This is a genomic window from Aurantibrevibacter litoralis (assembly GCF_034651555.1).
GTDB classification, from domain to species: domain Bacteria; phylum Bacteroidota; class Bacteroidia; order Flavobacteriales; family Flavobacteriaceae; genus Aurantibrevibacter; species Aurantibrevibacter litoralis.
In genome coordinates, this window is sequence record NZ_JAYEEQ010000003.1 from 124892 (window position 1) to 147420 (window position 22529).

Annotated in this window: 23 protein-coding genes; 16 read left to right on the plus strand and 7 right to left on the minus strand. The window is 40.0% G+C overall.

What is annotated here, in order from left to right:
- Positions 1-44: 44 nt before the first annotated feature.
- Positions 45-2903, minus strand: coding sequence for an excinuclease ABC subunit UvrA (gene uvrA / locus U1E44_RS04155; protein ID WP_322929789.1), 2859 nt, complete (start codon positions 2901-2903; stop codon positions 45-47).
- Positions 2904-3024: 121 nt separating this feature from the next.
- On the opposite strand from uvrA, the gene U1E44_RS04160 reads away from it, so the two are divergent.
- On the plus strand, positions 3025-3552 hold the full coding sequence (locus tag U1E44_RS04160; protein ID WP_322929790.1) for a hypothetical protein: 528 nt from the start codon (positions 3025-3027) through the stop codon (positions 3550-3552).
- A gap of 13 nt (positions 3553-3565) precedes the next feature.
- Here the strand turns inward: U1E44_RS04160 and U1E44_RS04165 are convergent, their stop codons facing one another.
- Entirely contained in the window at positions 3566-4174 is a 609-nt protein-coding gene (locus U1E44_RS04165) for a TIGR03915 family putative DNA repair protein (protein WP_322929791.1), read from the minus strand.
- Between the two features lie 232 nt (positions 4175-4406).
- On the opposite strand from U1E44_RS04165, the gene U1E44_RS04170 reads away from it, so the two are divergent.
- From U1E44_RS04170 to U1E44_RS04190, 5 genes are all read left to right on the plus strand, one after another.
- Positions 4407-4634 (plus strand): hypothetical protein, encoded by a 228-nt coding sequence (locus U1E44_RS04170; protein ID WP_322929792.1) that lies wholly within the window; start codon positions 4407-4409, stop codon positions 4632-4634.
- On the plus strand, positions 4631-4963 hold the full coding sequence (locus U1E44_RS04175) for a type II toxin-antitoxin system PemK/MazF family toxin (RefSeq protein ID WP_322929793.1): 333 nt from the start codon (positions 4631-4633) through the stop codon (positions 4961-4963). Before U1E44_RS04170 ends, U1E44_RS04175 begins: the two co-directional genes overlap by 4 nt.
- Before the next feature lie 422 nt (positions 4964-5385).
- Positions 5386-5976, plus strand: a complete 591-nt coding sequence (locus U1E44_RS04180) for a hypothetical protein (protein WP_322929794.1) — start codon at positions 5386-5388, stop codon at positions 5974-5976.
- 178 nt (positions 5977-6154) lie between these two features.
- On the plus strand, positions 6155-6652 hold the full coding sequence (locus U1E44_RS04185; protein ID WP_322929795.1) for a YdeI/OmpD-associated family protein: 498 nt from the start codon (positions 6155-6157) through the stop codon (positions 6650-6652).
- Between the two features lie 9 nt (positions 6653-6661).
- Positions 6662-7426 carry an XRE family transcriptional regulator gene (locus U1E44_RS04190; RefSeq protein WP_322929796.1) on the plus strand — a complete coding sequence of 255 codons (765 nt, stop codon included), beginning with the start codon at positions 6662-6664 and terminating at the stop codon, positions 7424-7426.
- Here U1E44_RS04190 and U1E44_RS04195 read toward each other — a convergent pair.
- The 5 genes from U1E44_RS04195 to porX all read right to left on the minus strand — a co-directional run bounded on the left by U1E44_RS04195 (position 7404) and on the right by porX (position 11500).
- Positions 7404-7847, minus strand: a complete 444-nt coding sequence (locus tag U1E44_RS04195; RefSeq protein ID WP_322929797.1) for a GNAT family N-acetyltransferase — start codon at positions 7845-7847, stop codon at positions 7404-7406. The genes U1E44_RS04190 and U1E44_RS04195 overlap by 23 nt on opposite strands.
- Positions 7844-8551: a hypothetical protein gene (locus U1E44_RS04200; protein ID WP_322929798.1), complete on the minus strand. Its 708-nt coding sequence runs from the start codon at positions 8549-8551 to the stop codon at positions 7844-7846. Before U1E44_RS04200 ends, U1E44_RS04195 begins: the two co-directional genes overlap by 4 nt.
- Before the next feature lie 78 nt (positions 8552-8629).
- On the minus strand, positions 8630-9283 hold the full coding sequence (locus U1E44_RS04205; protein ID WP_322929799.1) for a peptide deformylase: 654 nt from the start codon (positions 9281-9283) through the stop codon (positions 8630-8632).
- Between the two features lie 139 nt (positions 9284-9422).
- Positions 9423-9833, minus strand: coding sequence for a tRNA (adenosine(37)-N6)-threonylcarbamoyltransferase complex ATPase subunit type 1 TsaE (gene tsaE / locus U1E44_RS04210; RefSeq protein ID WP_322929800.1), 411 nt, complete (start codon positions 9831-9833; stop codon positions 9423-9425).
- Between the two features lie 122 nt (positions 9834-9955).
- Positions 9956-11500, minus strand: a complete 1545-nt coding sequence (gene porX, locus U1E44_RS04215; RefSeq protein ID WP_322929801.1) for a T9SS response regulator signal transducer PorX — start codon at positions 11498-11500, stop codon at positions 9956-9958.
- A 135-nt stretch (positions 11501-11635) separates the two neighbouring features.
- Between porX and U1E44_RS04220 the strand changes: the two genes are divergently transcribed.
- From U1E44_RS04220 to U1E44_RS04265, 10 genes are all read left to right on the plus strand, one after another.
- Positions 11636-12865, plus strand: coding sequence for an HD domain-containing protein (locus U1E44_RS04220; RefSeq protein WP_322929802.1), 1230 nt, complete (start codon positions 11636-11638; stop codon positions 12863-12865).
- Positions 12866-12888: 23 nt separating this feature from the next.
- Positions 12889-13902, plus strand: a complete 1014-nt coding sequence (gene lpxD / locus U1E44_RS04225) for a UDP-3-O-(3-hydroxymyristoyl)glucosamine N-acyltransferase (protein WP_322929803.1) — start codon at positions 12889-12891, stop codon at positions 13900-13902.
- A 2-nt stretch (positions 13903-13904) separates the two neighbouring features.
- Positions 13905-15308: a bifunctional UDP-3-O-[3-hydroxymyristoyl] N-acetylglucosamine deacetylase/3-hydroxyacyl-ACP dehydratase gene (locus U1E44_RS04230; protein WP_322929804.1), complete on the plus strand. Its 1404-nt coding sequence runs from the start codon at positions 13905-13907 to the stop codon at positions 15306-15308.
- Positions 15309-16094 (plus strand): acyl-ACP--UDP-N-acetylglucosamine O-acyltransferase, encoded by a 786-nt coding sequence (gene lpxA, locus U1E44_RS04235; RefSeq protein WP_322929805.1) that lies wholly within the window; start codon positions 15309-15311, stop codon positions 16092-16094.
- An 8-nt stretch (positions 16095-16102) separates the two neighbouring features.
- A complete protein-coding gene (efp, locus tag U1E44_RS04240; RefSeq protein ID WP_322929806.1) occupies positions 16103-16666 on the plus strand; it encodes an elongation factor P in 564 nt (187 codons plus the stop codon).
- Between the two features lie 203 nt (positions 16667-16869).
- Entirely contained in the window at positions 16870-17802 is a 933-nt protein-coding gene (locus U1E44_RS04245) for a UDP-3-O-(3-hydroxymyristoyl)glucosamine N-acyltransferase (RefSeq protein ID WP_322929807.1), read from the plus strand.
- Between the two features lie 69 nt (positions 17803-17871).
- Complete coding sequence (gene sucD / locus U1E44_RS04250) at positions 17872-18744, plus strand: succinate--CoA ligase subunit alpha (RefSeq protein ID WP_322929808.1); 873 nt, start codon at positions 17872-17874, stop codon at positions 18742-18744.
- A gap of 103 nt (positions 18745-18847) precedes the next feature.
- Positions 18848-19594, plus strand: a complete 747-nt coding sequence (gene fabG, locus U1E44_RS04255; RefSeq protein ID WP_322929809.1) for a 3-oxoacyl-[acyl-carrier-protein] reductase — start codon at positions 18848-18850, stop codon at positions 19592-19594.
- Positions 19595-19632: 38 nt separating this feature from the next.
- Positions 19633-21666 (plus strand): vWA domain-containing protein, encoded by a 2034-nt coding sequence (locus U1E44_RS04260; protein WP_322929810.1) that lies wholly within the window; start codon positions 19633-19635, stop codon positions 21664-21666.
- Between the two features lie 10 nt (positions 21667-21676).
- Positions 21677-22492: a prohibitin family protein gene (locus U1E44_RS04265; RefSeq protein ID WP_322929811.1), complete on the plus strand. Its 816-nt coding sequence runs from the start codon at positions 21677-21679 to the stop codon at positions 22490-22492.
- Positions 22493-22529 lie beyond the last annotated feature (37 nt).

Consider the following 22529-nt stretch of genomic DNA (forward strand, 5'->3'; position numbering starts at 1 on the left):
TGTGCACGTTTTGGGTTTTTATAGTTCCTATGGTGTTTTCCTATTTAGCACACCTTTTCTGTAATAGCTTTTGTATTCAATTCTTTTCTTAAAAATTGTGCGGTGTAACTTTTTGGGTCTTTCGCTACATCCTCAGGGGTTCCCTTGGCAACGATCATACCGCCACCGCGACCACCTTCATAGCCAATATCGATAAGATAATCGGCCATTTTAATGACATCCATATTGTGTTCTATAATCAATACGGTATTGCCTTTATTTACCAGCGTATCCAACACATTCATCAATACACGAATATCCTCAAAATGGAGGCCTGTGGTAGGTTCATCTAAAATATAAAAGGTGTTTCCGGTATCGCGTTTAGCCAATTCCGATGCCAGCTTAATCCGCTGGGCTTCCCCGCCGGAGAGTGTGGTAGATTGTTGTCCTAAGGAAATATACCCTAGACCCACATCGCGGATAGTTACCAATTTTCGATAAATTTTTGGAATGTTTTCGAAGAAGGCAACAGACTCATCGATGGTCATGTCTAAGATATCGGCAATGGATTTTCCTTTATAACGGATCTCCAGTGTTTCTCGGTTAAAGCGTTTCCCATTACAGGTTTCGCATGCTACATATACATCAGGTAGGAAATTCATTTCTATAACCCGAAGACCTCCACCTTGGCAGGTTTCACAGCGTCCTCCGGCCACATTAAAACTAAATCGACCCGGTTTATACCCTCGTATAGCTGCTTCCGGGGTTTGTGTAAATAAGGCGCGTATTTCGCTAAAGACACCGGTGTAGGTGGCAGGATTAGATCTTGGTGTTCGCCCAATGGGAGATTGATTAATGTCGATGACTTTATCAATGTGCTCCAAACCGGTGATTTTTTTGTACGGCATAGGTACTTTTACGCCATTAAAATAATGAGCGTTCATAATAGGGTAGAGGGTTTCATTAATGAGCGTTGATTTGCCGCTTCCTGAAACGCCGGTTACCCCAATCATGGTGCCTAATGGCAGGGTTACTGTAACGTTTTTAAGGTTGTTTCCCGTGCAGCCGGAAAGCACTATAGAATTTCCGTTTCCTTTCCTACGTGTTAGAGGTACGTTAATGCTTCGAATACCGGAAAGGTAGTCGGCAGTAAGGGTTCGGTGATGCTTTATTTCTTCGGGGCTCCCTTCTGAGATAATTTCACCACCGTGTTTTCCGGCACGCGGGCCAATGTCAATCACATAATCTGCCCGTTCTATCATGTCCTTATCGTGCTCTACCACCAGAACCGAATTGCCAATATCTCGGAGGGACTCCAGCGAACTAATAAGCCGTTCATTATCTCTTTGATGCAGCCCAATACTGGGTTCGTCTAAAATATAAAGCACACCTACCAATTGGGATCCAATTTGGGTTGCCAACCGAATCCGTTGTGCTTCACCACCGGAAAGTGATTTAGAACTCCTTCCCAAGGCCAAATAATCTAAGCCTACATCGAGTAAAAATTGAATTCTTGCGTTTATTTCCTTTAAAATTTCTTCAGCGATGATGCTTTGAGTGCTATCCAATCGCTTTTCCAAATCGGTAAAAAAAAGAGCCAGATCACTTATATCCAGTTCCGCCAGTTCCGCTATGTTTTTACTGTCTATTTTAAAGAAAAGCGATTCTTTGCGCAAACGGGTGCCTTGGCATTCCGGACAAGATATTTTATCCATGTATTCCTTAGCCCAACGTTTTATAGAAGCCGATTCAGATTCGGTAAACTGCGCCTTTATAAAGTTGGCTATGCCCTCATAATCTATCTTATAATCTCGTTTTACACCCAGCGTTTCAGAATTAACTTCAAAGCGGTCTTTTCCTCCATTAAGAATGACATCCAAAGCCGCCTCCGGAATTTCGGCAATGGCATCCGTTAATTTAAAATGATACCGTTGTGCAATGGTTTCTATTTGTTTAAACGCCCAAGATTTCTTGTATTCACCCAAAGGAGCAATGCCACCGGCGGAAATAGACAATTTTTTATTCGGAAAAATTTTGGTTTCGTTTACCTCATATAGATGCCCCAGACCATTGCAATGGGGACACATGCCTTTAGGAGAATTAAACGAAAAGGTGTTGGGTTCCGGTAATGGATAACTAATGCCGGTGGTAGGGCACATAAGATCGCGACTAAAGTGGCGGGGGGCTGTAGTACCTTCTTCCAGAACCATGAGAACATTATTACCGCTGTACATGGCTGTATTTAGGGTTTCGGCAATGCGCTTGTCCAATTCATCACCGGAGCTAACTTTTAATCGGTCTATAACAATCTCAATATCATGGGTCTTGTAGCGATCTACTTTCAGACCTTTTACAATGTCCTTGATTTCCCCATCTACACGCACCTTTACAAAACCCTGCTTGGCAATCTGTTCAAACAACTCTCTATAGTGGCCTTTGCGAGATTTCACCACCGGCGCCAAAATATTTATTTTTTTATCCTTATAATCCGCTTTAATCAATTCCTTAATTTGAGCATCACTGTAGCTTACCATTTTCTCTCCGGTATGATAGCTATACGCATCCGAAGCTCTGGCGAATAATAGTCGTAAAAAATCATAAATTTCGGTGATGGTGCCTACTGTAGAACGGGGCGATTTTGAAGTGGTTTTTTGCTCAATCGCAATAACGGGCGAAAGACCATCAATCTTATCAACATCAGGGCGCTCTAACCCGCCAAGAAATTGCCTGGCGTAGGCCGAAAAAGTTTCGATATAGCGCCGCTGTCCTTCTGCATAAATAGTATCAAAGGCCAAGGAAGATTTTCCACTTCCCGAAAGCCCGGTAATGACCACCAATTTATCTCTGGGTATGCGTACATCAATATTTTTAAGATTATGGACTCGGGCTCCTGTAATCTCAATGTGCTCCTCGTACTTTTTCATTTTCAATAGCAAAGGGGCGAAGTTACAATTTTGACATTAAAAATGACGCTTGCTTAACTTAGATTTTTGTTAATTGGCATCATAACACTTACCTTAGTGCGCTGAATTCAAATTTAAGAAAATGCAACTTTTAGGGATAGGATCTCGGATAGATCATAAAGAATATGGCAAGGGAGTAGTCACCAATGTAACCTCTAAACATTATTGGGTTACTTTTATTACGCATGGTTTAGAAACGATTCCTATTGATGCCGATTTTGAGGTTATAGAAGTGTTGGAAGATGAAGTAGATACCATAAGTTTTTCAGAAGTAGAACAATCACTTATCTCCATTTTGCGCCGGTGGAGTGATACTTCCCAAGTTACCCCTATTGCCGATAAATGGAAAGGAGGAAGTTTGGTGCTAAAACCGGGGAATGCGAACCTTACAGATAAAGAAATACCCATAGATACCTTTTTTCATAAAATTGTAATGGTACGTGATCGTATACGTGTTATGGAGCAAAAAATAAATTCAAGTTCGGCTTTAGACGATCAAGACAAAATAGAATTGCAGCAATACATTACCCGCATTTATGGGAGCCTTACTACCTTTAACGTACTCTTTAAAAACCAAAGCGACCATTTTGTGGGCGAAAAAACCAAATAGGCCTTTGTTATTCCTATACGGCTTCACTCATTTTTTCATGACCTGAAGTAAATTCCAGTTGGCCTTGGGTACATGCAATCCCAATATTGCGTTTAGCGTCGTAGATGCGCCAATCTTTGGCTTTAAACAGGGTTTTGATATGCTTCGATAATAAAGGCACTACATTGTATTTGGGTTTCACTTCTGCCACATAAACCTGATCTTCCCGAAGTTGAAAGCTTACAAAAGCCTCCATTCTTCGTTTTTCCTTAGCTACTTTTTCCTCTAATTGACTAAGTGTGAGCTCTATTTGATGCAACACAACAAATTCATCCGGACGGGCTACATTCATTATATGACGGATATAGGCGTAAATAAGCATTTCTACCCCTTCCGATTCACTTAGAAAGGCAAAGTAGATTGTTTTTATGGCTGCAGGTTTTTTTTGACTGATACCGTTCCATACTAATTTTGCCAAAACAATGTCCGTAGCTACATAATGTTCCTTGCCAAATAAGTCTTGAGTACCCCTATCGGACTTTGTAATGGAAGTAAGCTTGTTTTTACGCTCAAAGGCGGTATAAATACAGCTTAGAAAGCCGTTAAAAGAACCGTCGTAAACTAATGTGGTTGAAGTATCCATAGCGCGATGTTTTGTAATTAATCCAAAAATATGGAATAATTCCTATATATGGAAATATTCCGTAAATTATTTTGGAATAAATCCAAATTTAATAGAGTATTGGAAAGACGGTCTAACTTTAATGTGGAATGGTCTGCTATTTGGGGATATGGCATTTTGTGCGCTGTGACTTGGCTGCGAAAGCATCTGAAACTAGAAAATAATTGTGTAAATTTGGAATAAAATGAAACCAATGACACGAGAAGCTTTGATAAAGAAAACCTTAGATAGCTTGGCTAAACTTCCTGATCAAAATTTAAAGGAAGTTTCTGACTTTGCCGAATACCTATTGCATAGCATTGAGAATAAAATACTTACGGAGGGGATTCAAAAGTTGGTGTCAGATTCAAAATCATTCGACTTCTTAGAGGCTGATGATAATCTTTATTCCATAGAAGATTTAAAAGAACGCTATAAGTGAAAAAGGGTGATATCGTTTTAATACCATTTCCATTTACAGATCTTTCTGGATTAAAGAATAGACCGGCCCTAATTCTCGCTGTGGGGGAAGCGGATGTAACAGTTTCTTTTATGACTACTCAATTAAAGTGGCAAGAAGATTTTGATGTTAAAATAGAACCAATGCAAACTAATGGGCTCAAAAAGACTTCTTTAATACGACTCTTTAAATTGGCTACCATTGACAAGGATTTGGTTTTAGGTAAGCTTGGTGAACTTTCCGACGAAGAACTAAAAAAGGTAGATAACGTCTTGGTCGATCTTTTTCAATTGAGGCACTTACAAAGCTAAATCGTTAGGGTATTTATCTTCATCCTTACCCAACAAATACCGATCGCAACCCATTGTATAAATAAAATACCATTTGGCTACAATTCACCTTGCAATTGCAGGTCACAGACCAATGTTGCTGCGGTTTTCTTAAGGAGCGAGGCTTTATGCAGCATTAATTTAGGGATTATTTCCTGAATATGGAAATATTCCGTAAATTATTTTGGAATAAATCCAAAATGGTGTATGTTTGAGGAAATTAAAAAGGTAATTTCCGGAGGAGAATGTTTTTAGTTTGTGGTGTGTAAGACTTTGGTACAAGCAAAAGAAACGAAATGACGACAACGAAATGACGTAAAAACATAACTATTGGTCATTATGTTATTTAGTTGTGTCTTTGAAGTAAAATAGGTTTTATAAAATAAGAACAAGAAGTCAGCATAATGAAAAACCATATCCTTCATAGTCCAGAATTTGAATTAAATGGAATTATTATTCCAGAATTTGATTTGAAGTCGGGAAAACTAATAAGAATTTGTTTACCTAACAATGATTCTATAGGAAATGATTTAGTTCATAGATTTCGTTTCGATTTATTAAAATATTTTGAAAGAAAAGGACTCAAGCTTAAATGGACAAAGGAATATTCTGAAAGAGGAATTCGAAGATTTTTAAGATCCTTGACCGTTGAAGAATATTTAAATAAGCAGTTAAATAATGATATAAAAAAAGCTAAGCGTATTAGCGAATATTTAGAATTATATCTTGAAGAAAAAGTAAAGAATCTACTTATTGGTAAAAGAAAAGCTATGGCGTTGATATGTGATTTCGATAAACATGACGCATTAATCTTTGATTATTTTGGTGTTGGTGCCAATGAATTTGACTATCTCGAAGGATTATTATACGCAGAGTTGCGAAAAGGAAAATCTGCTATTGCATTAGACCGCCTTGAATTTCAAATAAAAGAAGAAGTTAACGATACCGTTGAACGTATAATGATAGATATATCAAATAAGGTGTATAAAATATAACCAATTTAGGATTGCCTAGCGTTGTCTGAATCTTAATGTAAAGATTTCCTAATTTCTCGGTGTCAGGGTTTCCTATTTACCTCGCCGCTTGTACCGAGCTTGTCGAGGTATTGAGAGGTTTATTCCGATATATAGGCATTGGGTTGAGGTAACAAAGAGCAAAACAAAATAAGGGTACTTGGCAACGGTTTTGGTAGATATGGAATACAGGCTTGAAAAGTTTCCCGGAAAAGGAGGGTGGACGTATGCCCAAATCCCCGAAATTTTGCCGGACAAAAATGCCCCTTTTGGCTGGGTACGGGTTCGGGGAACCATAGACGATTTTGAAATTAAAAATTACCATCTGATGCCCATGGGGAACGGAAAACTGTTTTTACCCGTAAAGGCCGACATCCGAAAGAAACTAAGAAAACAGGCGGGCGATTATGTGCACGTTACCTTATATGCCGATAACGAACCGACCGAAATACCGGAAGCGTTGCGACTTTGCTTGTTGGAGGAACCTAACGCCCTTGAAACGTTTTTGGGCCGCACCAACGGGGAACAAAAAGCGTTCATCGACTGGATTTATGCCGCCAAGACCGATACCACAAAAGTAAACCGAATTGCCAGCACCCTGAGGAAATTGGCCAAAGGCCAAAAATTAACGAACATAGCACAAAAGAGACATCTATAAAAAACGATCATGGAAAACGAACTCACCTTAAAACGATTTACAGAAATTCGCAGGCATCTGGGCTACACTCAGGCGGAGTTTGCCGAACTCTTGGGCGTTTCTAATACCACGGCGGATATAGAACGGGGCCGCACCAAACTCTCCGGAAAAGTGGTGGCAGAACTCTTAAAACAGTTTAAAATCAATCCCCTTTGGCTATTTGGCGAGAGCCAACAACAGTATCTGGAAACGTCGAATACCAGTGTCATGCCCAAAGTAGTTACCGTAGATTCTGAGGAAAATGACAATATGGTGCTGGTCAATGCCAAGGCTGCTGCCGGGTATCCGCAAAATATTCAGGATACGTCATGGTACCGACAATTGCCCGCTTTCGATCTGCCCTTGCCCGAGTTTCGGAACGCTACCTACAGGGGTTTCCAAGTGGAAGGCGATAGCATGTTGCCCAATCTAAGGCCGGGAGAATGGGTGTTGGCCCGCGCCATTGAGCATATCGATGACGTAAATCCCAACAAAATGTACGTGGTGGTACTACAGGATGCCGTATTGGTAAAAAAGGTGATCAAAAAACCAAACAGCAATAATGTTACGTTAATTTCCTTAAATGAGACCTATCCACCCTATGAAATAAAACCCTTTCAGATTCAAGAAATATGGCTAGTAACCAGTAAGATCACCTTTGCCGTAGATGCCACTACCGAAACCGGTTTATTACGGCAGCTACAAGAATCGATGGACGAACTAAAACGCCAATTTAAACAACAGGCTTCGAGTTGAGATCCAGGGTATATAACCCACTATTTTTTAATACGAAACCCAGCTTTTGATAGAGTGCAATGGCAGCGATACGGTGGTGACCGGTATATAGTAAAAGGGATGTTACCTTAAGATTTAGGGCTTCTTCCACTACCTTTTGCATCAGGGCACGCCCAATGCCTCGTCCTCTATGATTTTTATCCACCACCACATCTTCTATCATTCCTTTATGACCCGAAATAACGCGGTAGGTGGCCACAGAGGCCATCCCTACAAGGGTGCCATTGAACTCGCACACCACCAGAATAATGCTATTGTCTTTTTTTAAAATCGCTTCAAGAGGTATTGTCGCTATATTGGGGTTAAGTTGTTGAAAAAGCCCAATAATTTCATTGCGCAGTGCAGGCGTATAGTCTTCGGAGGTTAATCTTTTAAGGTTCATGGCGTATAGGCTTTAACATTCCCCATGTCCAAGGTTATAGGACCAAGTTGGTGCGAACTTGGCAAAAAGGCACCACTTTCCAAAATTCTCCAATCGTCCCAAGTGGCCTTTAAACCACCAATAGGAATTATGTTTACCCACATTTTAAAACTTTCCGGAAAACCATTTTCATTTAATTTCCAAAGATAGGAATCTCCCGGGGTACTGCCACCTGTGGTGTAGGTAACCAATAAACCTAGTGTGCCATCTGGCATGTGCACACTACGGCGTTCGGTGCCGGCATCAAAAACCTTAAAGGGAGCTACCAGCCAAAAAGAGTCATTGTTAAAATAAGAAATCGCAGTAGCGATGCGCTTGGCTTTTTCACTTCCAGAAACCGGGTGCTTGTTTTTAAGCACGGTACTTTTTGCGTGGTTTTGTAGATGTAAGTCTACCACATAAGTGTCCCATGCAACCCTAACTGTACTATTTTTTTTATCCCAAAAATACCTGTGTTTTCCGCCGGCAAAAGTCCATTCCAAAAATTGAGTCTTCTCGTAAGCACTATAATTAATGGCCTCTAGCATTTTGTAAGCTAATTGATCGGCTTCGGCTCCGGAAGTGCCCTTGGGCAATGGTTCGTTATACATGAAGTAAAGGATTCCAAAGATTGCGATGACCAAAACAATCAATCCCAAAGCAATTTTTAATATTTTTTTTAGCATCTCACTATGGTTAAGAAAGCAGGAAAAATGAAGGCGATGGGTATACTGTTGCCAATAAAACCAAACCGCAATGAAACGTTATTGGTGTGCACTACCTTTCACTTCTTTTTCTAAATGATCCAAATAAAGTATGCCGTTGAGATGGTCTATTTCGTGCTGAAAAATGACCGCGGTAAAGGCTTCTACCATTTCGGTAACCTGCGTATTTTCAAGGGTATCGTATTCTAGCAATAGGGCATACGCACGTGTTTTAGTGGTATCCCTACGATCCGGGATAGAAAGACAACCTTCTAGACAATCTTGTGTCATTTTAGAATACTGAACTATTTTAGGGTTTAGGTACACTTCAAAAGGCATATGTTCCTTATCAAATCGTTGCACCCAAATAATATTTTTTAAAATGCCTACTTGAGGCGCAGCAATACCCACCCCCAGTGACATACTGTCTCTTACGGTGGCAAACAGACGTTTAATAAAATGGGTCAGTACAGGATCCTTAGGATTCACGATTACCGGTTCACTTTTAGTACGTAATAAAATAGAATCTGATGCTTTGTTTATTTTGAAAACCCGCATAGGCTGACTACTGTCTCCGGCCATAATCATCTCCATTTGCGCCGCTGTAAAATTGCTTTCAAAATGAGGGTTCTGTACTTTTTGTCCACCAGAACAACCGATTATGGCAAGCATCAAAAGTGCGACGTAAAAAAGGGTAATGGATTTTTGTTTCATAGTGTATTGAAGATCATTCCGTAAAGATACAGAATGTAGGTTTAATTCTTTTATGGAAGCTTCGGTGCTATTTTAAGAATAGGGGTTTAGATCATGCCGTTGAGGTTGTTACAAAAAAGGTGTTAGATGGCGTTCCGTGTCACCAAGAGATCGTCCGCAACTTAGGGTCGATTATTTCAATATAAATCGATGTTGTTTCAACAGGTAACAGAGAAGCAATTTTCTCTGGCCACTCCATAAAAACCCACGCCTTTTGGTCCAAATACTCTTCCAGACCCATATCTAGCGCCTCCATTTCATTCTTTAAACGGTAAAAGTCAAAATGATAGCCCAACAACGTACCGTCTGTACAATGATACTCATTAACCAATCCAAAGGTGGGACTGTTGGCATTACCGGCTCCACCGAGTTCTTTTACCAACGCTTTTATCAAGGTGGTTTTCCCAGCTCCCATGGCACCATGAAAAGCCAAAACTTTGCTGGGTACACGAGCAATAAGTTCTGTTACAACCTTGGGAAGGTCTTTTTCCGTATAAGTTAGGGTAGGCATTAAGAAAACATTATATTCTTGGCTGTTTACAGAGGGCTCAAAGGTATAAAAAACAAGGAAATTTCAATCTTGTAATTCATGGTTTAAGGAAAAGGTTGTTTTTGTTAATTTATATTTTGGATTTACTTCGGCTCCAAAACTACAAAAGGTACAATCATCTCTTCCAAAGAAACGCCACCGTGCTGGTACGTATTTCGGTAATAACTTACATAATGGTTGTAGTTATTGGGGTATGCAAAAAACAGGTCATTCTTGGCAAAAATAAAAGAACTGCTTACGTTAATGTTGGGTAAATGTATCTTTTTTGGATCTTTTGCTTCGTACACATCTTTGGTGTCGTAGGTTAAACTTCTGCCGGTTTTATACCTTAGGTTTAGACTGGTCTCTTTATCGCCTACCACTTTAGAAGGCTGTTTAGCATTTATAGTGCCATGATCGGTGGTAAGAATAATTTGTAATCCCATGGTTTGTGCCTGTTGAATAATCTCTAATAAAGGCGAATTCTTAAACCAACTTTTGGTTAAAGATCTATAGGCTTTGTCGTTGGCAGCCAATTCTTTAATCACCTCCATTTCGGTCTTTGCATGCGAAAGCATATCTACAAAATTATAGACAATCACAGTGAGGTCGTTGTCTTTTTGCGATTTAAAAGTTTGTGACAACTGCTTACCTTGTTTCAGGCTACTAATTTTATGGTATTCCCATCGTACATCTTTGCCTAAACGTTTTAATTGTTCCCCCAAAAATTCGGCTTCAAACAAATTTTTACCGCCATCTTCCGTATCGTTTTTCCACCATTTCGGGTATTTTTTTTCCATATCGGCTGGCATTAATCCAGCAAATATAGCATTACGGGCATATTGGGTAGCGGTGGGTAATATGCTGTAATAAGAGCGCTCCTTTATTTTTTTATAGTAGGCCGCAAAACTATCCTCAATGCCAAGCCACTGATCGTATCGCAAATTATCGATGACAATCAATAAGGTTTTTTTTTGAGGCAACTCGGGTATAATGTATTCCTTAAAAAGGGTATGCGACATCACCGGGGCATCATTTTCGGAAAACCAATCGGCATAGTTTTTTTCGATAAATTTCCCAAATTGTTGATTGGCTTCTGTTTTCTGCGATTCCAATATTTCAAACATATTAGAATCCTCAATTTCTTCCAAGCGCAATTCCCATGAAATCAATTTCTTATAAAGATCTGCCCATTCTTCGTGGCTGTTTACCACAGCCAGTTCCATGGCTATTTTCCGGAATTCTTGCTGATAATTAGATGTTGTTTTTTCTGATACCAAACGCGAATGATCCAGGCTTTTTTTTAGGGACAGCAAAATTTGATTGGGATTCACGGGTTTGATAAGGTAATCGGCGATTTTAGAACCAATGGCTTCTTCCATAATCATCTCTTCCTCACTTTTCGTGATCATTACCACAGGAATGGAATTGTCTATGTTCTTAATTTCAGTCAACGTTTCTAAGCCGGAAATACCGGGCATATTTTCATCTAAAAACACAATGTCTATCCTTTGTCTTTCTATTTCCTCTAGTGCTTCTCGTCCGCTTTTACAGGTAATTACTCGATAATTTTTATTCTCCAAAAAAAAGATGTGTGGCTTCAATAAATCAATTTCGTCATCGGCCCACAGTATGGTTATTCTACTCATTCTAAATAGGTATTTTGCAGCAATTAATAGGATGTAGTATGTGGCAAAAATAATCGAAGATATGGCGCGCATTTCCCATTCCCGATCTCAACGCAATTGCCTAACTTTGGTTTTTTGATTGTAAAAACATTTATTTTGACAAAATCGAACAAACTTAAAATTTTTAATGACCCAATTTACGGATTTATTACCATACCAAGTACACTCATTTTTAACCTGATTGCCCAACCTTATTTTCAAAGACTGCGCCGCATTTCGCAAATGGGACTTTCTTATTTGGTATATCCCGGAGCGCATCATACCCGTTTTCATCACGCTTTGGGTAGTATGCATTTAATGCAACAGGCCATTCAAGTACTTCGTTTTAAAGGAGTTGAAATATCTGAAGCTGAAGAAGAGGGGCTTTTATGTGCCATTTTATTGCACGATATGGGGCATGGGCCCTTTTCGCATGCCATGGAAAATAGTATTGTGACCAATGTGAGTCACGAACACATTTCATTGCTGTTTATGCAACTATTGAACCAGAAGTTTAACGGGAGTTTAACGCTTGCGCTCGACATTTTTAAAGGAGTGCATCCAAAGAAATTTTTAAATCAGTTGGTGTCCAGCCAACTAGATATGGATCGGTTAGACTATCTTAAAAGAGACAGTTTTTATACCGGTGTAGCCGAGGGAAATATTAATGCCGAACGCCTAATTACGATGTTACACGTAGTTAAGGGCGATTTGGTAGTAGAAGAGAAGGGCATTTATTCTGTTGAGAAATTTTTAATGGCAAGGCGATTTATGTATTGGCAGGTGTACCTTCACAAAACCGGTCTTGTGGCAGAACAGCTTTTAATTCGCGCCTTACAACGTGCCAAGAGCCTTATGGGGCAAGGCGTGGCACTTGAAGGGAGTAGCGGACTGCTTTTTTTTATGCAAAACACTATTAATAAAGACCATTTGGACGCCGCTACCTTAGCGCTTTTTGCCCAACTTGATGATGTGGATATTTTGGGTGCGTTAAAAGCATGGCAATACCATCCGGATTTTGTGTTGTCTAAACTATGTACTATGTTGGTAAATAGGGAGCTGCTTAAAACAAAAATGCGAACACAACCTTTTAGTGCAGAAAAGGTAGAAAAGTGTAAAAAGGCATTTCAACAGCGGCATGACCTTTCCTCCGAAGAGGCTGCCTACTTTGTGTTTTCGGGTAGGGTGACGAACACTGCATATAATCCCAACTATCAAACAATTCGTATTCTTAAAAGAAACGGAAAATTACAGGATATAGCCAAAGCCTCCGACCATGTCAATATTAGAGCCCTCTCTAAGGAAGTGACAAAATATTATATGTGTTTTCCCAAGGAGGGAGTTTAACAATTTTTCTTACTTTTGTCACCATGGAATTTACCGCTAGTCAAATTGCAGGCATCTTAGAAGGGGAGGTCGAAGGAAATCCCGATGTAGCCGTTCATAAACTTGCTAAAATAGAGGAAGGAGAAACAGGATCGCTTACGTTTTTGGCCAATCCAAAGTACACCTCTTTTATTTATACGACAAAGGCGTCCATAACCATAGTGAACAAAGACTTTATTCCCGATCAGCTCATAAACACCACACTGATTAAAGTGGAAGACGCCTATAAATCCTTTTCTAAACTTTTAGAGTATTACAATCAGGTAAAAAACAATAAGGTGGGAATAGAAAATCCGGTGTTTGTATCGGATAACGTAACCTATGGTTCTGAATTTTATTTAGGGGCATTTTCGTACGTGGGTGCCAATGTTAATTTGGGCAACAACGTAAAGATATATCCCAATGTATATATTGGTGATAATGTAACTATTGGAAACAACGTTACTGTTTTTGCAGGAGCCAAAATTTACTCCGAAACGGAAATTGGGAACAATTGTGTAATACATAGTGGGGTAATTTTGGGAGCAGACGGTTTCGGATTTAGTCCTAACGAAAATGGTGAATTCACCAAAGTACCGCAAACCGGTAAGGTAATTTTGGAAGATGACGTAGATATAGGAGCAGGTACTACCATAGACAGGGCTACTTTAGGCGCAACCATACTGAGAAAGGGTGTAAAGCTAGACAACCAAATACAAGTGGCGCATAATGTAGAAATAGGTGCTCACACCGTAATTGCTGCGCAAACAGGGATTGCAGGATCTACAAAAATTGGTAAACATTGTCTTATTGGAGGTCAGGTAGGTATTGTAGGGCATATTGTTATAGGCGATAGGGTTCGGATACAAGCCCAATCCGGTATAGGCCGAAATGTAAAGGACGATGAAGTGCTACAGGGTTCACCAGCATTAAATTATGGCGACTATAATAAATCCTATGTGCATTTCAAAAATTTACCGAGGGTAGTTGAAAGAATCGATAAACTTGAAAAAAAATAGGAATGGGGAATAAAAATACAACCAAGCAAAGAACCATTGCCAAAGAGGTTGAGCTTACAGGCGTTGGGCTGCATACCGGAGAAAATGTAACCTTAAGGTTTGTACCGGCACCCATTAATCACGGGTATGCTTTTAAGCGCGTAGATCTCGACGGATCGCCCATAATTGAGGCAGATGCCAACTATGTGGTAAATACCCAAAGAGGAACCAACCTAGAAAAAAGAGGGGTAAAGATTCAGACCTCAGAGCATGTGCTTGCCGCCTTAGTAGGTTTGGAAATTGATAATGCGATTATTGAACTAAATGCACCGGAACCTCCCATTATGGATGGATCCTCAAAATATTTTGTAGAAGCATTGGAGGCTGCCGGGATCGTAGAACAAGAAGCAGAACGCGAAGAATATATCGTAAAAGAGGTAATTACCTATAAGGATGAAGATTCGGGGAGTGAAATTACGGTTATTCCTTCCGATGACTACCAGATAACCGCCATGGTCGACTTTGGCACCAAAGTGCTAGGCACCCAAAACGCTACATTGGATCGCTTATCCGACTTTAAATCGGAAATAGCGAATGCCCGAACTTTTAGTTTTTTGCACGAATTAGAAATGCTTTTGGAAAATGGATTAATTAAGGGAGGCGACCTTAATAATGCCATAGTATATGTAGATAAGGAGATTTCGGAGGCAACGATGAAGAAATTGCAGAAAGCCTTTAACAAGGAAAAATTATCCGTAAAACCAAATGGTATATTAGATAATTTAACGCTGCATCAACCCAACGAAGCGGCACGCCATAAATTGTTAGATGTCATTGGCGATTTAGCCTTAATTGGTACCCGAGTAAGAGGTAAAATTATCGCCAATAAACCCGGGCACTATATAAATACCCAATTTGCAAAAAAATTATCCAAAATAATAAAGTTGGAAAAAAGGAATAGTGTACCTCAGTACGATCTCAACAAAACCCCATTGATGGACATCCATCAAATTATGGCGATGTTGCCCCACAGACCTCCGTTTTTACTGATCGATCGAATCTTAGAGCTATCAGACAGTCATGTGGTTGGTATGAAAAACGTTACCATGAACGAGCCCTTTTTTATTGGGCATTTCCCTGGTGCCCCCGTAATGCCCGGCGTACTTCAGGTAGAGGCCATGGCGCAAACTGGAGGTATTCTGGTGCTAAGTACCGTGCCCGATCCTGAAAATTATCTTACCTTGTTTATGAAAATAGACAATGTAAAGTTTAAACAAAAAGTGTTGCCCGGCGATACCCTTATTTTTCATTGTAGCCTTATTTCGCCAATACGAAGAGGAATTTGCCACATGCAAGCCTATGCCTATGCCAATTCCAAACTCGTGTGCGAGGCCGAAATGATGGCTCAAATTGTAAAAAAGCAGTAAATGAATCAACCCCTAGCCTATATTCACCCCGGTGCAAAAATAGCGAAGAACGTAGTAGTAGAACCCTTTACCACCATTCACAATAACGTAATCATTGGTGAAGGCACCTGGATAGGATCAAATGTGACCATCATGGAAGGTGCCCGTATTGGCAAAAATTGTAATATTTTTCCAGGTGCAGTTATTTCGGCACCACCCCAAGATCTTAAGTACAACGGGGAAGAAACCACGGTAGTAATAGGAAACAATACTACGGTAAGAGAATGCGCAACCATACACAAAGGAACCTCGGATCGGCTAAAAACCGTCATTGGGAACAACTGCCTTATTATGGCTTATTGCCATATTGCACATGACTGTTTCGTTGGAAACAATTGTATTTTTTCTAACAATTCTACTTTGGCGGGTCATGTAACCATAGGCGATAATGTAATTCTGGCAGGTTTAGTTGCGGTACACCAATTTGTATCTATAGGAAACCACGCCTTCGTAACCGGCGGATCTTTAGTCCGTAAAGACGTACCGCCCTATGTAAAAGCAGCGCGCGAGCCATTATCTTATGTAGGCATCAATTCGGTTGGACTTAGACGTAGGGGATTCGATTCTAATAAAATCCGGGAGATACAAAACATCTATCGCATCTTATATCAAAAAAATTATAACAATTCGCAGGCCGTTCGCATTATAGAAGCCGAAATGGAGGCTACCCCGGAAAGGGACGAAATTTTGCAGTTTATCAGAGATTCGCAACGCGGCATAATGAAAGGATATTTTAGTTTAACGTAACACAATATATGGCAACAACATCCGATATTAGAAAAGGGTTGTGCATTAGGTACAACAATGATATTTTTAAAATTATTGAATTTTTACATGTGAAGCCCGGCAAGGGTCCCGCTTTCGTACGTACTAAATTGAAAAGCGTTACCACAGGAAAGGTTATAGATAATACATTTTCTGGTGGCCATAAGATTGAGGATGTACGGGTAGAAACACGAAACTATCAGTTTTTGTATGCTGAAGGAGAAACGTACCATTTTATGAATACGGACGACTATAACCAAATTAGTCTTTTAGAAAGTGCTTTGGATGCCCCGGGATTACTTAAGGAAGGTGAAGTGGTTACGATTTTATTCAATTCGGAAGACAATATGCCTTTGTCTGTAGATATGCCGGCAAATGTAGTTTTAGAAGTAATACACGCCGAACCCGGTGTTAAAGGAAATACAGCAACCAATGCCACCAAACCCGCCACAGTAGAAACAGGCGCTAAGGTAAATGTGCCTCTTTTTATAAATGAAGGCGATAAAATTAAAATTGATACCGAAAAGGGATCCTATGTAGAACGTGTAAAATAACGGCAACGAAAACGGTTTTATGCATGCCTTTTTGAAATGTATTGGTTGCGTTGTATGTATTCAGGGCTATAAAAAACATTCAAAAAAGGTAGCGTCTAGGTGTAATTCTTAGAAACTAAAAATCAATAGCAGAAAAGGTGCCTTATTTTAAAATCATCGAATAGTTCCACCGAAAAAAATAGGATATTAAATATTATCATTAAATGAAATTTCCTGTTCCATACCGTCTAAAACAAATAGCAAACCTACTTAAGGTAGATTTTGTAGGTGATGCCGATTTTCCTGTACTAGGGATGAACGAAATTCATGTGGTAGAACCGGGTGACATTGTTTTTGTAGATCATCCCAAATATTATGACAAAGCCTTGCATTCCAAAGCAAGTGTGGTGCTTATAAATAAAAATGTCACTTGTCCAGAGGGTAAGGCTCTATTAATTTCTACCGATCCCTTTCGTGATTTTAATATATTAACGGATTTTTTCAGACCTTTCGAAAAATCGCACCATACTATTGCACCTTCGGCCATTATTGGAGAAAACACCATTATACAGCCCAATGTATTTATAGGAAATAATGTGGAAATAGGAGCACATTGTCTTATACACGCCAATGTGGCTATTTATGACAATTGCATTATTGGAGATCATGTAACAATTCATGCAGGGGCAGTGCTTGGCGCAGATGCCTTTTACTATAAGAAAAGACCGGAAGGATTCGATAAATTGCGTTCTGGAGGTAGGGTGGTTATCGAAGATCATGTTGACATTGGCGCTCTATGTACCATAGATAAAGGAGTTACGGGAGACACCAGAATTAAGGAAGGCACAAAACTAGACAATCAAGTGCAAGTGGGGCATGACACCGTTATTGGTAAAAAATGTCTCATTGCGGCACAAACAGGTATTGCCGGTTGTGTTGTTATTGAAGACGAAGTTACGCTTTGGGGTCAAGTAGGTATCACAAGTGCCGCAACTATAGGAGCAAAAGCGGTAGTACTTGCCCAAACCGGGGTGGCAAAATCCTTAGAGGGAGGCAAAACCTATTTTGGGAGTCCGGCAGAAGAGGCTAGAGAAAAATTAAAGCAGATGGCGCACATCAAAAGAATTCCTGAAATTTTAAAAAAAATGAAAGAATAATAGATATTCTTTTTTGATGCCCTATTTTTGTGATCCATTTAAAGCATATAATAAGAACCAAATAGAGTTATGAGCGTATTAGTTAATAAAAATTCCAAAATTATAGTTCAGGGGTTTACAGGAAGTGAAGGCACTTTTCATGCAGAACAAATGATCGATTATGGTACCAATGTAGTAGGCGGGGTTACTCCGGGTAAAGGGGGGCAAGAGCATTTGGGAAGACCGGTGTTTAATACCGTGGAGGATGCAGTACAAAAGGCTGGTGCCGATGTGTCAATTATCTTTGTACCGCCGGCTTTTGCGGCAGATGCCATTATGGAAGCGGCTAATGCGGGCATAAAGGTGATTATTACCATCACAGAAGGTATTCCTGTTGCAGACATGGTAAAAGCATATGATTATATCAAAAATATGGATTGTAGGCTGATAGGCCCCAACTGCCCCGGTGTAATTACGCCCGAGGAAGCCAAAGTTGGCATTATGCCCGGATTTGTATTTAAAAAAGGTCATGTGGGTATTGTGTCTAAGTCAGGCACCTTAACTTATGAAGCTGCAGACCAAGTGGTACGTCAAGGCTTGGGTATTACCACAGCAATAGGTATTGGTGGCGATCCAATTATTGGAACGACAACCAAGGAAGCGGTTGAATTATTAATCAATGACCCCGAAACGCATTGCGTGGTGATGATTGGTGAAATAGGCGGACAATTAGAGGCCGATGCCGCAAACTGGTATAAAAATAGTGGCAGTAAAAAACCAATAATTGGGTTTATCGCCGGCGAAACTGCCCCGGCGGGTCGTACTATGGGTCATGCCGGTGCTATTGTGGGTGGTAGTGATGATACTGCTCAGGCCAAAAAACGCATCATGCGAGAATGCGGTATTCACGTAGTAGATTCTCCCGCAGAAATTGGAAAAAAAGTAAAAGAGGTTCTAGGATAAAATCCTTCTTTTGAGGTTAAAAATCCCGCAATCGTCGGGATTTTTTTCGTAATTTACCAGTTCAAACTAGATCTTTGAAAACATCGTACTAAAAGCGCAAATAATGAAATTGTTAGAAGGAAAAAATGTAATCATCACGGGTGCCAGCAGGGGAATTGGTAGGGGTATTGCAGAAGTATTTGCCGATCATGGGGCTAATGTGGCCTTTACCTACAGCGCAAGCGAAGCTCCGGCACTAGTGCTCGAAAAAGAACTTAAGGCCAAAGGGGTTAGGGCAAAAGCGTATAAAAGCAATGCAGCAAGCTACACCGAGGCCGAACAGTTAGTAACGCAAGTTTTGGAAGATTTTGGCGGTGTAGATGTATTGATTAACAATGCCGGTATTACAAAGGATAATTTATTAATGCGCATGGGAGAAGCCGATTTTGATACGGTGATAGAGACCAATTTAAAATCTGTTTTTAATATGACGAAGGCCATTCAAAGAACCTTTCTAAAACAACGAAGCGGGTCTATCATAAATATGAGTAGTGTGGTAGGGGTAAAGGGTAATGCAGGCCAAACCAATTATGCCGCTTCAAAAGCTGGAATGATAGGTTTTACAAAGTCCGTTGCTTTAGAATTGGGATCGCGAAACATTCGGTGTAATGCCATTGCGCCCGGTTTCATTGAAACAGAAATGACCGATAGACTAGACGAAAAAACGGTACAAGGATGGCGCGATGGTATTCCTTTAAAACGAGGTGGTTCACCTGCTGATGTAGCCAATGCCTGTTTGTTTTTTGCTTCCGACTTATCGGCCTATATAACCGGTCAGGTTTTAAATGTAGATGGTGGAATGCTTACCTAAATTCAGTGTCCCTTTGGCCATGAAAGAGTCTTGTATCGATGCCTATAGAAACGTTTTTTCTGATTTTACTTGCCCTTGTCGTTTCCGTAGCCGTCGTTTGGTTTCAGTATAGCCATAAGCAACAGCAAAAAGGAACCTTATACTGGTTCCTAAGGGGATTGCGCTTTGTTGCGATTTTTGGGGTATTACTTCTTCTCATTAATCCAAAATTGACCAAAACGGCTTTATTTACCGAAAAACCCAATCTTATAGTGTTGCAAGATAATTCGGCCTCGATAACCGAATTGGATGCCGCAAGTGAGATTACCTCCCTTATAGATCAAGTTGATCAAAATACGGAATTGGAAGCTAGGTTTAACCTACGCAAACACAGTTTCGGAACCGGATTAAATACCAATACCAACCTCACCTTTGACGAATCCAATTCCAATATTGCGAAAGCACTGACGTCGGTTGCTTCCATTTACGGAAATACCCCGAGCGTCATTTTGTTAATAACCGATGGTAACCAAACCATTGGAAATGATTATGTGTTTCTGGCTGATCAGATAAAACATCCCATATTTCCCATCGCGGTAGGAGACACTACCCGCTATCAGGACTTAAAAATAGATCGGATAAATAGCAATAGTTTTGCCTTTTTAAAAAATTCCTTTCCCATTGAGATTTTTGCCTCATACGAGGGTACCGGCGCGGTAAACGCTCAGCTCTCGATAATCATGGACGGAAAAGTAGTGTTTACCAAGGTATTGCCTTTTTCTGCGACACAAAATTCGCAGTACCTAACAACTTTGTTACATGCGAGTACCGTCGGTGTTAAAAATATTACCGTTAAACTACAGCCTTTCGCCAACGAAAAAAATACGCAAAATAACCAACGGCAGTTGGCCGTAGAGGTGATTGATGAAAAAACGAAAATTGCGTTGGTCTCCGAGGTAATGCATCCTGATGTGGGAGCCCTTAAGAAGTCCATAGAAAGCAACGAACAGCGAACGGTAACCCTTGTGAAACCGTCAGTAGCCTTAGCCGAGATCGAAGATGCAGATGTGTTCCTGTTGTACCAGCCCAATGCTGCATTTGCACCTATTTATGATTTTATGGCGAAAAAAAAGGCCAATGCATTCACGATTACAGGAACCAAAACAGACTGGAATTTTTTGAACGCAATACAAACGGGTTTTACGGTAGAGAGTTATGGACAAAAAGAAGAGGTAAGTGCCGTAAAAAATGCTGCCTTTAGTTATTTTGATGTCTCCGATTTTTCTTTAGATGGATTTCCGCCCTTGGAAGGCATTCTGGGCGAAATAGTGCTTACCGGGAAAAATGATGCGATTTTAACGCAACGTATCAAGGGAGTAGACCTAAACACTCCTTTACTTTCTATAATTACGGAAGATCCTGTCCGAAATGCAGTACTCTTTGGTGAGAATATTTGGAAATGGCGGATGCAAAGCTATAGGAATGATCAGCATTTTAAAAATTTTGATGATTTTATTGGGAAAATCATGCTGAATTTAAGCATGACGCCGACGAAAAACCGCTTTAATTTGGAATATAGTCCTATTTATCAGCGCAGTAGTGAAGCTGTACTAAAAGCGACGTATTTTGATGAAACTTATATTTTTGATACTACCGTAAACATAACCATAAAAGTAGTACACAAAGATACAGGCTCGTCTATGGAGATACCTTTGCTTTTAAAGGGAAATTATTACGAAGCCGATTTAAGCAACCTTCCAGCGGGAAGTTACGAATTTGTCGCCACGGTTTCCGAAACCAATATGTCGAAGTCCGGGAGTTTTATAATACAAGATTTTGATATTGAAAAACAATTTTTGTCGGCTAATTATCAAAAATTGCAGACCCTAGCTAACAACAGCAATGGAAAACTTTATTTTTCTTCTGAAGGAAGTACATTACTTCAAAGTCTTATCACAGATCCGCAATGGGCACCTATACAAAGAAGCGAACAAAATGTTGTATCTTTGATCGATTTTCGATGGCTCTTAGCACTCATAGTGATTGCTTTTGCTTCGGAGTGGTTTATCAGAAAATATAACGGATTAATTTAAATAGAAACAAATGGATAAGTTACCCAAAGTTGCATTACCTGCAATATTTATTATGATTATTGTCATTATTTTAATTTCAAAATCGGCCATTACCATTGGTTCCGGACAAGCCGGTGTGCTATATAAAACGTTTGGTGGCGGGGTGGTAACCGATCAACCTCCATTGGGTGAAGGGTTTCACTTGGTAGCACCATGGAACAATATTACAATTTATGAGGTTCGCCAACAAGAAGTATATGAAAAAATGCAGGTGTTGTCTTCCAACGGGCTTGAAATCAAATTGGACGCTTCTATTTGGTTCGAGCCAATACGGTCTACCCTCGGAAAACTGCATCAGGAAAAGGGAGAAGAATATGTACAACGGGTCTTGTTGCCTACCATTCGCTCGGCTGCAAGAAGCGTTGTAGGTCGCTACACCCCGGAACAACTATATTCCAGTAAGCGTGATGCCATTCAAGATGAAATTTACCAAGAAACCAAGAAAATTGTAGACGGTCAGTATATTCAATTAAATGAAGTTTTGGTTCGCGATGTAACCTTGCCCCCTACTATAAAAGAAGCCATTGAGCGGAAATTACGCCAAGAACAGGAATCTTTAGAGTATGAATTTAGATTGGTTACCGCCGAAAAGGAAGCCGAAAAGGTACGGATTGAGGCACAAGGAAAAGCCGATGCCAATAGAATTTTGAGTGCATCGCTCAACGACCAGATTTTAAAAGACAAGGGTATAGATGCAACCTTAAAACTATCAGAATCTCCAAATTCTAAAGTGGTTGTTATTGGCGGCGGCGATGGCGGGATGCCCTTAATTTTGGGAAATAATTAAAAATTATAGAATTAAAGTTTTTTTGAATTAAAATAAA

Coding starts and splice junctions, on each gene's coding strand:
- U1E44_RS04230 (WP_322929804.1), top strand. CDS start 13,905: ATGGGGAATAAAAATACAACCAAGCAAAGAACCATTGCCAAAGAGGTT.
- U1E44_RS04190 (WP_322929796.1), top strand. CDS start 6,662: ATGGAAAACGAACTCACCTTAAAACGATTTACAGAAATTCGCAGGCAT.
- U1E44_RS04265 (WP_322929811.1), top strand. CDS start 21,677: ATGGATAAGTTACCCAAAGTTGCATTACCTGCAATATTTATTATGATT.
- lpxA (WP_322929805.1), top strand. CDS start 15,309: ATGAATCAACCCCTAGCCTATATTCACCCCGGTGCAAAAATAGCGAAG.
- U1E44_RS04205 (WP_322929799.1), bottom strand. CDS start 9,283: ATGAAACAAAAATCCATTACCCTTTTTTACGTCGCACTTTTGATGCTT.
- fabG (WP_322929809.1), top strand. CDS start 18,848: ATGAAATTGTTAGAAGGAAAAAATGTAATCATCACGGGTGCCAGCAGG.
- U1E44_RS04195 (WP_322929797.1), bottom strand. CDS start 7,847: ATGAACCTTAAAAGATTAACCTCCGAAGACTATACGCCTGCACTGCGC.
- porX (WP_322929801.1), bottom strand. CDS start 11,500: ATGAGTAGAATAACCATACTGTGGGCCGATGACGAAATTGATTTATTG.
- U1E44_RS04165 (WP_322929791.1), bottom strand. CDS start 4,174: ATGGATACTTCAACCACATTAGTTTACGACGGTTCTTTTAACGGCTTT.
- U1E44_RS04180 (WP_322929794.1), top strand. CDS start 5,386: ATGAAAAACCATATCCTTCATAGTCCAGAATTTGAATTAAATGGAATT.
- U1E44_RS04170 (WP_322929792.1), top strand. CDS start 4,407: ATGACACGAGAAGCTTTGATAAAGAAAACCTTAGATAGCTTGGCTAAA.
- U1E44_RS04160 (WP_322929790.1), top strand. CDS start 3,025: ATGCAACTTTTAGGGATAGGATCTCGGATAGATCATAAAGAATATGGC.
- U1E44_RS04200 (WP_322929798.1), bottom strand. CDS start 8,551: ATGCTAAAAAAAATATTAAAAATTGCTTTGGGATTGATTGTTTTGGTC.
- U1E44_RS04245 (WP_322929807.1), top strand. CDS start 16,870: ATGAAATTTCCTGTTCCATACCGTCTAAAACAAATAGCAAACCTACTT.
- efp (WP_322929806.1), top strand. CDS start 16,103: ATGGCAACAACATCCGATATTAGAAAAGGGTTGTGCATTAGGTACAAC.
- sucD (WP_322929808.1), top strand. CDS start 17,872: ATGAGCGTATTAGTTAATAAAAATTCCAAAATTATAGTTCAGGGGTTT.
- uvrA (WP_322929789.1), bottom strand. CDS start 2,903: ATGAAAAAGTACGAGGAGCACATTGAGATTACAGGAGCCCGAGTCCAT.
- U1E44_RS04260 (WP_322929810.1), top strand. CDS start 19,633: ATGCCTATAGAAACGTTTTTTCTGATTTTACTTGCCCTTGTCGTTTCC.
- tsaE (WP_322929800.1), bottom strand. CDS start 9,833: ATGCCTACCCTAACTTATACGGAAAAAGACCTTCCCAAGGTTGTAACA.
- lpxD (WP_322929803.1), top strand. CDS start 12,889: ATGGAATTTACCGCTAGTCAAATTGCAGGCATCTTAGAAGGGGAGGTC.